The sequence below is a fragment of the Dehalococcoidia bacterium genome, from assembly GCA_003597995.1.
In the GTDB taxonomy this organism is placed as follows: Bacteria; Chloroflexota; Dehalococcoidia; order Dehalococcoidales; family UBA1222; genus SURF-27.
The window spans coordinates 1-10695 of sequence record QZJY01000057.1 but is presented as its reverse complement, the minus strand read 5'-3'; the positions used below and the strand labels follow the sequence as shown (position 1 = coordinate 10695).

Here is a 10695-nt window from a genome sequence, read left to right as displayed (position 1 = left end):
GAACAGCAGTTTGCACAACTTCTGCACCTGATCCCCCTGCTGCCCGAGATGCTGTATCGGCTGACCGTCGGCCGGGCCCCCGTACTGCATTGAAGATCCTCAATATTGGGGACCTGCACGCGAACTGGAACTGGCCGTACAGCCGGCTAGATGTGAATGGTCTGCCCACACGGGTCAACGACCTACTCAACGTGCTGGGACAGGTGGAGCGCATACTGGTTGGACGAGATGTGGAAACGCTCGTGTTGGGTGGGGACATCTTTCACCGCCGGCACTTTATTAGCTTCCGGCTCTACAATGCCATTTACCGGGCGCTGGAGCGGTTAACCGAACGAGTAGTGGAAACGATCATCGTGCCGGGCAATCACGATTTCGAGGATGGTGTAGAGCACGCGCTGTATCCACTCAAACACCTACCGAATACGACCCTCGTCGAACAGGCCGAACAGATCGACATTTTAGGTGGCGTGGCCACCTTTATTCCCTTCCACCCAGATCCGGCAGTGATGGTCAAAGCCTTTGACGCCGCCGAGAGTGAATTCATGGTCTTTAGTCACTACGCCGCCGAAGGGGTAGAGCTGGAATCCGACTACTGGCTGGAGGCGCCCCTGAAGTTGGGTGAGCTGGGCCGCTTCCCCCGGGTGTTCTTTAACCACGTGCACAAGCCCTCTGTGCAGCGGAACTATCGCGTGGTTTACGTGGGGGCCCCGATGCACTTCGACTTCGGGGACGTCGGTTCCCGCGGGGGGGTGCTGATTGACGACCACGGGTACGAACGGGTAACCTTTACCGCCCCCGTATTCGTCACATCGAAGTGGCCGAAGCTTCCCGTCGCGCCCCCAGAAGGCGGTTACTTGCGCATCGTGGCCGTGCCGAAGGAGAAGTTGGAAGAAGCACAGCACGCAGCGAAAGGCTTGGGCTGGCTGGACGCCGTGCCGCTGCCCGCAGAGATTGTGCCAGAGGTAGAGAAATCGATTATGACAGCGTTGGCCGGGGGGCAGGCGATCTCGGAAGAGTTGCTCCGGCAGCGCGTTCGGGCAAAATGCCCTGAACTCAGTGCAGATGAGCAGGCGCAGATGGTGGAATTGGGCATGTACCTTTACCGGCAGGCCAGCAGGTGATGGGCAAGCTGAAACTCGTCGCAACACAGTTTCCAAAAGATTGGCCGCACTTCTGTAAAACGGTCTTGAAGGATCTGGATGTCGAGCCGGGAGAGCTAGCTGATTTCCTGGACCCTGCGGTGCGGGTGGACCTGCCGGTCGCGGTCTTGGCCGACCTGCGCACCGTGGCCGAACAGCTGGGTCCGGAGTGGACGTTGGGGCGCGTCATCTCCTACCTCGCGCTTCGGGGAGCAATGACTGTCACAGCGCAGGGAGAGCAGGCATCCACGTCGTAAGAAGTATTTGGCGTTGGGTAACGCGCAGGCCGTCACGGGCTTATGCCATCGGCTCGGTATACCTCGCTCTTACTCAGGAACGGCGCCGGACAGGCCGCAAGCAACCCTGGATGGATTGATGTGACGAATGACTTCAACACGTGCAACGTGGCATCAATATAAGGACCGCTGGTACCGCGATGCCCTGACGTGTGAAGTGTGCGGCACAGTAAAGCCGGTGCGGGCGGCACCGAGCGGCTGGTGGAAGCGATTTACGGTCACGCGCCGCACCCAGGTCCGTTGCCCCAGTTGCCCCCCTAAGCCCGCCAGCCCTATCCACCTGGAGTACCAGGAACCGCCGCTGACTAAGGCGCGCTACGACGAGATGGCGGCGTCCAATCTAATGTGGTCAGTGGAAGCAAAGAAAGCCTACGCCCTCGTGGATAGGATTCTTATTGCTGCGACGCGCCCCGCGCCTGACTCACGACTACACTGTTTGCGGCTGGTCGCATCCAATGGGCTCAAGGAACCGTGTCGCTTAGACCTTCCCGACGTGACGCCGTGCGCAGTGTGTCGGTATACCTTCTTGCGCGACACACTACGGGAACTTCGCGAGCGTGAAGTTCCTCGAACATCGGATCCACAGCTTCAACCGGATCCGCCGCCCGGTCACCCTTCCACTTAACCGCCCCGGAATTGTTCTCGTCGAGGGCGTCAACCTCGACACCCCCGGCGCCGCGGATAGTAACGGCGCTGGAAAGTCGCTCGTTATCGTCGAAACGCTTCTGTGGGCCCTCTTCGGTAAGATGGTCCGGTACGGCAATCGAGCAGTTACCGACGACGCCGCCCACCCCCTACGCGGCGCCGACGTCGAGGAGCTTATTCAACTTGATTCGGGGGCCGTTGTCCGCCTGCGTCGCGCCCGCACGGCCAAGGGTCACCCGAGTCTTGTAATTTCTACACTTGAAGAGCAGGGGGTGCCGCTGTCACGGGATGCGGCCGTGCGCGCCCGTGACACGGAGGCCCTGTTTGGTCTCGATTATGCCACCCTTTGCGCCGCGGTCGTGCTCAGCGGCGAATCGACGCTTGCACAGGCCGGCTTCTCCGGGCAGATGGCCGTGCTGGAGGCCGTGCTCAAGCTAGGCGAATTGAATGAGGCGGCAGCCCTGGCCGCAAAACACGCCGCGTCCCTCGAGAAGGAGCGGGCCACCGCCGCGGCGGTCGTACGGGAACGGGAGGCGGTGCATGTCGAGGCGGAGCGTTTCCTTGCGCACGTGCGCGCTGCCGCTACGTACGATTACGAAGCCGCCCTAGAGCGGCTTGAGGAACGACTACGGCAAGCGAAACACGCGCAGAGCCTCTTGACTAAGAGCGAACTCTCTTGTCGGGTGCGTAAGGCCGCCTACGACAAGGCCCAGCAAGAGGCGAATACACGTCTCGCAACCGTTCACCGTCTGGACGGGGAAATACGCTCCCTGGCCGCGCAGGACTTCTCAACTGCTTGCCCTACCTGCAAGCGACCGTTCGACAATGTTGCGGAGTTGAAAAAGCAGCGGAAAGCTAGTGAACGTCGGCTGGCGGGCTTGCATGCCGATCGCGCGGAGGCCGCTGAGCAGGCCCAACACACGACCGAGCAGGCCGCAAAGCTACAGGCCGCGCTACAGGCCGCCGAGCAGGACTACCGCCGGTTGGAAACCGCGGCGCAGGGGCAAGATGCCCTTGAACACCAAATGCGGGAGATTCATCGACAGCAGGAGGAACAGGCCGCGCATCGCCGACTCGCCGCCGAACAGGTGGAGCGCGCCGACGCCGCGTTGCGGGAAGCAAAGACTGAACTGAGCCTCAAGACGACGCTGTTGGAACGGGCGACGTTTTGGGTTAAGGAGTTTGGCCGCGACGGCCTGCAAGCCTATCTCTTTGCACAAGCATTGCCGGTGCTCAACCGCACCGCCGCCGCCGTCAGTCGCCGGCTGACTGGCGGCACAATTCACGTTGAGTTTAACTCGCTTCGCACCAGCCGCAATGAAGACCTCATTCGCATCAGCGGGGCCAGTGCCCCGACGTACGAGGGGCTGAGCCGGGGCGAAAAGGAACGAGTAAATCTCATCATCGCGTGGGCGCTGCGGGCCCTAGCCCGGTGGCGCATGCCTGAACCGGTGAACCTGTTAGTCTTAGACGAATGCCTCAGCGGTATTGATCCTACGGGGATGCGCGCTATCATTGACATGCTCCATGAAGAAGTCCACAACGGTGTAACCGTATTTGTGATTACACACAATCAGGACCAGAAGGCGCTGTTTCCCGGTGCCCGTGTGGTGCGTGTGACACGTTCCCAAGGCGAAGCGGAGGTCGAATGCCTCTAAGTGATCGGGAGCTGGACGACCTGTTTCCTGTGCTGTTTCCCAAGGCGCCCGACGAAGACCGGAAGCTTGTAAATCCCGCATCGGTTGACATCCGCATTGGTACTGACGCTTGGGTAGAAAAGCCCGGGCGTGTCCCCGGATGGGAGCCGCACTCGCTTGCGGGGTACAGTGAGGAGAAACCGTTTCTTGTTGACCCCGGGGCATTCCTCCTTACGTCAACATGGGAGTGGCTCCACGTACCGAACGGGTATGCGCTGGAGTTGAAGATGAAGTCCAGCCGGGCCCGTGAAGGCTGGAATCATACCGTGGCCTTTTGGTTTGACCCGGGGTGGGACGGCATTGGGACGATGGAAATTAAGAATGAGACGCGCTATCATCAACTGCCCCTTTGGCCTGGGCTGCGGTTCGCACAGGTGGTCGTCCACCGGCTCTCCAGCCTTGCCCGCAACCCCTACAACGGCCGTTACCAAGGGGCAGCAACGGCGCAGCTAGCACGCCCATGACAATGCCGCACTACGCCGAACATCGCATGATGTCCGTGCCGGACACGATTTATCTGTGCACACGTTGCAAGGTGGGCCTCGTGCACACGATGCAGGACACCGCGTTCTTCTGCTACAAATGCGGCAATAACACGCCCGGCATCCCGTATCGACGTGTGGATGTCGAAGTGCTTGAGGTGACTTATGGTCAGGCAGCCGGTCAACAGCCCGCCCGGAAGCAGCGGCGACCCAAGCTACCCAGCCGTCACCGTCGTCGGGGTTGACCCCTCACTTGCGCACACAGGCGTCTGTGTCCTAACGGACGGACGGGTTGTTCAGGAGTACGCGCTCGAGACCGCCCCGGGTGACGGGCCGCGCCCCCTGCGCCTGTACGAACAGCGCGAGCGGCTTGCCCGGATCGTCTTGTCTGCGCGCGACTCCGCGGCGCACGTTGTGGTGGCACTGGAGTCAGAGATTTGGCTGTCGAACGCGCACACCGCCAGTGAAGCGGCGGCCATCCAGGCGGTGTACCAGGTTGTGCTCTGGGAGTCGCGCTGGCCAACGCTGCATTTTCTTCCCGTGAATGTGGCGCACGTTAAGAAGTATTGCGGTGCCCAGCAAAAAGACGAAGTGCTGCTTCAGGTTTACAAACGGTGGGGGCGCGAGTACAAAGACCACAACCTCGCCGACGCGTTCGTCCTCGCCCGGATCGGGCACGACTTCCACACCGTCCTGACGGGCAGCAGTACAGGCGACCGCCTCACGAAACCGCAACGCGAAGTGTTGCTGAAGCTGGCCTATACGTGGGAACAGCAAGCGGCTCCAAAGGAGAAGCGCCGTGACAGGCAACGGAAACGGCTCACCGCCCAACGCTGACGAAACCGCTGCCGGAAAGTGGGGCGCCTCCAGCGAGCACCAGGCCGAACGGCTGATCTTGGCCGGGCATGCGAACGAGTGGTTTGTAGACGCCGTACAGCAAATGCGCCTCTATGGCACCCCCGTAACCTCCCGGGGGCGCACGCACAGGGAAATGCTACACGCCCTGACTATGCTGGTGCAGCCCCGGCAGCGGGTGCTTACAATCCCGTACCGGCGGGCAAACCCCTTTTTCCAGCTAGCGGAACCCGTGTGGATCCTGGCCGGCCGGAGTGACGCCGAATGGATTTGCCGGTACAACTCACAACTCCGCCAGTACTTGGACGGCGGGCCGGACTTCCATGGCGCGTACGGTAAGCGCCTGCGTCGTGCGGGGTTTCAGGGCACCGCAGACCAGCTTAAAGACGTCCTCGCGCAGTTGCGATTGGACGCCGGCAGCCGCCGCGCTGCCACCGTGCTGAGGGATCCGGAACTCGATAACCCGCAGGTAGAGACCCGTGATATGCCCTGCAACATAGCCTGCACGTACCAACTGCGGGATGGCAAGCTCTGGGCGGCTACCTTCAACCGCTCGAACGATTTGGTCCTGGGCCTTTCGTATACAAACATCGTGCAATTTACGACCATCCAGGAGGCGTTGGCCTGTGAGCTTGGGGTGGACGTCGGCGAGTATTCGCACTTCAGCTCCAGCCTGCACGTGTACGAGGATGATCCCATCGTACGCCGACTCGTCGAGAATCCTCACGTGTCCTTTGACGTGTACCGGCACGTGCCGTTTACCCGCATGGCCCCCGGTCCGGCGTTGGCACGGGCGGCCCTGTTGGCCCGAACGCTCGACGATCCGGTCGATTGTCCGTATTGGGAGAGCGTCCGGCGAATGTTACGGGCATGGGGCCACTTACACGGTACAAGTGCCCGCGACAACGTTGAGCGATGCCAACGGGCAGTCGACGAACTCCACTGTGTAGCTGCGCAGGATTGGGCCGTGGCCGCATGGGAATTCCTGTGGCGGTGGGCAGCGCGGCGGCACGTAACGCGCCACGTTTATCTCCCGGATTATCCGGCCGTCGTACTCGCCTACATTAAACACGACGGGGCTGTGCAGCCTTCCTTGCCTGAATATCACGGCCCGTAGGGACGACATGGACTGGCACCCTGAGCATGTTCCACAGTTTTGGCGGTTTGTCGCTGAGCGACATGCGGTGTTCGTGCGCCGGATCATTCGACTGGAACCGCCGCCGTGGTCCGAGGATCAGGTGTTGCGCAGCGTAGCATTCACGAACATTTACCGTGAACTAGATCGGGGGACGCGCGAACTTCTTCGCCGTCTGCCCGAGCAAGGCAAGCCAGAAAACCAGCTCTTTAACGTCGCGGCCTTCCGCTCCTTTGGGTGGCCGGCTACCTACGACGCTCTCGGCGGCTACCTGACGCCTGAGTCCTGGAGCTCCAAACGGATGTTCCACCGGTTGGAGGCGCTCCGGGCCCAAGGCGTGAAGATCTTCACCGGGGCGTATATGATCACTGGTCACGGCGGCGGGGGCGGCGGGGGCAAGCTACGCACGATTATCACGAATCTGACATGGCTCGCGGAACACGTTAGCCGCGTCCTTGACGAACTGGCCGATGCCACCAACCCCGTCCAGGCGCATCGCGTGCTCATGCAAGTGCCCGGCTGGGCCGGGTTTAACGCCTTTGAGATCATGATTGACTGCTGTTACCCCGAAGTCGACATTCTCCCAAGCTCGTGGCTCGACGAGTGGGCCTTCTGTGGACCCGGAGCGATTCGGGGGCTTGACCTGTTGCTTGAGCGCCGCATACGCCTGCCGCAGGTGCAGCCGGCACTGATGGAATTACGCGACAGCCAGTACGACCAGCTAGCAGCAGCCGGCGCCACGCTTCTTGGGCCCCCGCTAACCTTGGAGAATCTCGAACAAGCCTTATGTGAATACCAGAAATACGTGCGGTTCAAGGAGTTCGGGCGCGCAAAGCGCACCTACGACCCGGCCAAAGCCAGCACGGATCTACGCCTCTGGGACACGATTCCGCAGCGGTTCCGCAATCCCAAGTATTGGGTACACAAGGGGTGAAGGCATGTTCGTCATACTGCTCGCCGTCGGCTTAGCCGGCCTGCTCATCGCGTTCCTGTTTGATCTCGACGGGGATTTGGACCACGATGGGCCGCAGTTAGCCAACATGAAAGTAATTGCAGCCTTTCTCGCGGCGTTTGGCGGGTTCGGGCAGCTAGCTCGCTACGCCGGCTTCGGTATCGTTGGCGCCGCCGGGTACGGGGTACTCGCGGGACTGTGCTTTGGTGCGCTGATGGTGTGGATGCTCCGTGTGATCAGCCGTCAACAGTCGACGAGTCACGTGCAAACCGCAGACGTCTTCGGCCGCACCGGCGTCGTGACTGTGCAAGTGGGGCCGGGGCTAACAGCCGGCGAAGTTGTCGTCAATGTCGGCGGGAACCAACAGACATTCGTCGCACGGGCCGGGGAGCCGTACGCGCCGGCCTACCCCGTCGGCACCCGTGTAATTTTGACAACATTCATAGGAGACCAGGTGCTAGTCAAACCCTCCATCCGCGTAAAGGAGAATCACCGTGGGTCTTGATATCGGACAGCAGATAGCCGCATGGTTGACGACGCTAGCCATCGTTGGACTTGTCGTGCTCATGCTCGCCATCATCATTCGGATGCTGCGGGCCAACTACATCAAAGTGCCACCACATCTTGTGGCCGTTGTCTCGGGGCGGCAGCACCGGATCGTGACACGCAATGAGAACGGGGAGGAGCAGACCGTAACGGTCGGCTACCGCCTCGTGCGCGGTGGGGCGACCCTCGTTATCCCGTTTCTCGAGCGTAAGGACGAGCTAGACCTACGGGTCATCACCATCCCGAATCTAGCCGTCCAAGAAGCTATCACACGGGAAGGCGTGCCGCTGTCGATCAAGGCCGTTGCCAACATCAAGGTGGGCAGCGAGGACACGCTGCTTATCAACGCCGTCGAACGGCTCATCGGTAAAAGCCAAGAAGAGATCCGGCAGATGGCATACGAGGCCCTGGAAGGCCACCTGCGCTCCATGCTGGGCACGCTGTCCATTGAGGAGATCAACAGCGATCGGGCGGCGTTCCAGCAGCGTATGATTAACGAGTCACAGAGCGACCTGGCCCGCCTGGGGCTCAAGATCGATATCCTTACGGTCAAGGAACTGTCCGACTCGCAAGGCTATTTGGCCGCGTTGGGGCTGAAGCGGACCGCGGAGGTCAAGCGGGACGCCGAAATCGGTGCCGCTGACGCGCAGAAGGAAGCGACTATCCAGGCCACGACCGCCGAAAAAGAAGGTGCCGTAAAGGAGCAGGAAAACATTGCGCTGATCAAAGAGGCGGAGAAAGAAAAGGACGTACGCGTCGCCCGTTACAGGGCAGAAACCAACGCCGAAAGCGCCCGGGCCGAGCAGGCTGGTCCGTTGGCAACGGCCGAAGCGCGGAAGGCGGTCGTGGAGAAGGAGCAAGAGGTCGAACTCGTCCGCACACTCAAGGCAACCGAAGTGGCAGAGGCTGCGGCTGCTCGTCGCGAGCAGGAACTCGTGGCAGAAGTAATCAGGCCGGCCGAAGCACAGCGTCGCTCGGCCGAGGTCGCGGCGGAAGGCCGGGCGCGGGCGATAGAAATCGAGGCCGAAGCACAGCGTAAAGCCCTGGCCGCGGAAGGCGAAGGGCGGGCCGCGGCAAAGCGGGCCGAGTTGCTGGCCGAAGCCGACGGCATCCGTGCCAAACTCCTCGCGGAAGCTGAGGGCACGCTCAAGAAGGCCGAAGCATACAAGGCCCTGAATGAAGCCGGCCGGCTCCTCCAGATCCTCGAGGCTGCCCAAACGCTGGTGCCGGCCGCGATCAAGGAATTCAGCGGGGTCATGGCCGCGGCGACGGCGCCGTTGGCTGAGGCGGATAAGATCATCGTCATGGATTCCGGCAGCAGCAACGGGCACGGTAGCGCCTTGGACCGGTACGTGGGTATTGGGCCCCAAGCCCTCTTCGCGCTCGTTGAACGGTGCAAGGCGATGGGTATCGACATCAGCCCGCTGTTGGCCAAGGCAGGGGTGTCCGATCTGAACGCTGTGGAGGATAAGGGGGTCTAGCGTGGCAGGTACGACCTACGACGCGACGAGTCTCACGGTTTACCCGGCGGAGAATGGATACACCGTTACGTTGGGTATGTACGAGTCGTCGCTGAATTTCGTCGCACATAGCCTGGACGAAGTCATCACTATTCTCCGACAGGTCAACCTCCGCACCGGCACGCACGCTCAGCCATGACGACCCGGTACGGCGGCATGGAAGCACGCAGGCGATTGAAGCCGTGCGGTCTTCGCCGTAATTAGGGGTGCAATACAGCGCCATCCTGCTTGCCGGCGGCAACGCTGCCGGCAAGACTACGGTGCTCCGCCAGGCCGGCGAACGACTGGTCCAGGCAGGGCTGATCAAGCCCGAATGGGTTATTACGGCGGATGAAGATACCCTTCTTCAGAAGCCGTTGGTGACGACCTTTCGCAACATGATGACACGGTGGGCCGATCCGCGGGCCCGCGTGCTTCTTATTGAGGGTACACGGATCTACAGTGCCGTCTTCCGGTGCCTCGTGCATCAGTCCACCTTCGGCATGTACCGGGGGCTCCGCGCGGCGCTGATGCTCCAGACGGTAGAGGTCGGTGCACGCCATATCGAAGCCCGCTGTGTGCGCCGGGGTAAGGCGTACCGCAAGGAGTTTTGGGAAAGCGGCAGCCGGAATGCGGAACAACTCTTTGCCTCCCGGTATACCCGGGCGTTCGCCAAGTTCCAACGGGACCACCCCGCAGCGCCGTTGCACGAGGTTGCGGAATTCTGGATTACCCCGGGCTATCCTGAGCACGCTGTGATTCACGCGTGGATTGACCGCGCTATTAGGTCCTCCTGACATGGCGCGGAAGTACGCCCGCACCCCCAGTGAGATGGCCCGTCTCGTGGCGCGCATTCAAGCCGACAACGTGGTGCGCGAACATCAGCTTACGACCGGCGAGCGCCGCCCCACGCCATTCTACCAAACTCGCATCTGCCCGACCTGCGGCAAGGCTCGCTCAACGAAGATCCACAAGGCCCACACGCGCCGTACGTGATCGGGTGACTACCTTCGGCGTAAATGCCTTTGATGGATCGCCCCTGGTCTTGCTAACTGTTCTTGGAACGAATGGTGCGGGCAAGTCGACCGTGCTCCGTGCTGTGGCCGAGCAGGGTGAGTCGGTAGTGGCAGGGTACACGGTACCCCTCACGGCGGTAAGGAATTTCGGCATTGTGCTCATCGGCGACTATCTCACGCCGAGTGTTAAGATTCCGGGTGTGGACCGTATCGGCTCGAAGATTGAGATCCTTAATGCCCTGGAACATGCCTGTATCCAGGCGAAAAAGGCGGGATATTGGGCGGTCGCATGGGAGGGCGTGATGCTCCACACCCGCCAATACCACCTATATGCCGCGGGTCGCGGGCTTAGAACTTGCTACTACGTGTTGCGTGTGCCCCTGGAAACGGCATTCGCCCGCATCCAGGCCCGGGGCGGCAAGGCCCCCGCCTC

12 protein-coding genes are annotated in these 10695 nt (G+C 61.5%); all 12 read left to right on the top strand.

The window, feature by feature from the left end:
* Positions 1-89: 89 nt before the first annotated feature.
* Positions 90-1121, top strand: coding sequence for a hypothetical protein (locus C4542_07450; protein ID RJO61038.1), 1032 nt, complete (start codon positions 90-92; stop codon positions 1119-1121).
* A complete protein-coding gene (locus C4542_07445) occupies positions 1121-1396 on the top strand; it encodes a hypothetical protein (GenBank protein ID RJO61037.1) in 276 nt (91 codons plus the stop codon). The genes C4542_07450 and C4542_07445 overlap by 1 nt, the downstream gene beginning before the upstream one ends.
* A 596-nt stretch (positions 1397-1992) precedes the next feature.
* A complete protein-coding gene (locus C4542_07440) occupies positions 1993-3738 on the top strand; it encodes a hypothetical protein (protein RJO61036.1) in 1746 nt (581 codons plus the stop codon).
* A complete protein-coding gene (locus C4542_07435; protein RJO61035.1) occupies positions 3729-4241 on the top strand; it encodes a hypothetical protein in 513 nt (170 codons plus the stop codon). Before C4542_07440 ends, C4542_07435 begins: the two co-directional genes overlap by 10 nt.
* 183 nt (positions 4242-4424) lie before the next feature.
* The gene (locus C4542_07430; GenBank protein RJO61034.1) at positions 4425-5096 is read left to right on the top strand and encodes a hypothetical protein; all 672 of its coding nucleotides are present in this window, start codon (positions 4425-4427) and stop codon (positions 5094-5096) included.
* Complete coding sequence (locus C4542_07425) at positions 5059-6231, top strand: hypothetical protein (protein ID RJO61033.1); 1173 nt, start codon at positions 5059-5061, stop codon at positions 6229-6231. The genes C4542_07430 and C4542_07425 overlap by 38 nt, the downstream gene beginning before the upstream one ends.
* A 7-nt stretch (positions 6232-6238) precedes the next feature.
* The gene (locus C4542_07420; protein ID RJO61032.1) at positions 6239-7183 is read left to right on the top strand and encodes a hypothetical protein; all 945 of its coding nucleotides are present in this window, start codon (positions 6239-6241) and stop codon (positions 7181-7183) included.
* 4 nt (positions 7184-7187) lie between these two features.
* Positions 7188-7706 (top strand): hypothetical protein, encoded by a 519-nt coding sequence (locus C4542_07415; protein RJO61031.1) that lies wholly within the window; start codon positions 7188-7190, stop codon positions 7704-7706.
* Positions 7696-9228, top strand: coding sequence for a flotillin family protein (locus tag C4542_07410; GenBank protein RJO61030.1), 1533 nt, complete (start codon positions 7696-7698; stop codon positions 9226-9228). The genes C4542_07415 and C4542_07410 overlap by 11 nt, the downstream gene beginning before the upstream one ends.
* A 245-nt stretch (positions 9229-9473) precedes the next feature.
* Complete coding sequence (locus C4542_07405) at positions 9474-10043, top strand: hypothetical protein (protein ID RJO61029.1); 570 nt, start codon at positions 9474-9476, stop codon at positions 10041-10043.
* Position 10044: 1 nt separating this feature from the next.
* The gene (locus tag C4542_07400; GenBank protein ID RJO61028.1) at positions 10045-10242 is read left to right on the top strand and encodes a hypothetical protein; all 198 of its coding nucleotides are present in this window, start codon (positions 10045-10047) and stop codon (positions 10240-10242) included.
* A 4-nt stretch (positions 10243-10246) separates the two neighbouring features.
* The coding region (locus C4542_07395; GenBank protein RJO61027.1) for a hypothetical protein at positions 10247-10695 on the top strand (449 nt) is incomplete at its 3' end.

What these genes read in the sequence shown, in the direction of transcription:
- C4542_07445 (RJO61037.1), top strand. Translation starts at nt 1,121, where the DNA reads ATGGGCAAGCTGAAACTCGTCGCAACACAGTTTCCAAAAGATTGGCCG.
- C4542_07435 (RJO61035.1), top strand. Translation starts at nt 3,729, where the DNA reads ATGCCTCTAAGTGATCGGGAGCTGGACGACCTGTTTCCTGTGCTGTTT.
- C4542_07430 (RJO61034.1), top strand. Translation starts at nt 4,425, where the DNA reads ATGGTCAGGCAGCCGGTCAACAGCCCGCCCGGAAGCAGCGGCGACCCA.
- C4542_07420 (RJO61032.1), top strand. Translation starts at nt 6,239, where the DNA reads ATGGACTGGCACCCTGAGCATGTTCCACAGTTTTGGCGGTTTGTCGCT.
- C4542_07415 (RJO61031.1), top strand. Translation starts at nt 7,188, where the DNA reads ATGTTCGTCATACTGCTCGCCGTCGGCTTAGCCGGCCTGCTCATCGCG.
- C4542_07400 (RJO61028.1), top strand. Translation starts at nt 10,045, where the DNA reads ATGGCGCGGAAGTACGCCCGCACCCCCAGTGAGATGGCCCGTCTCGTG.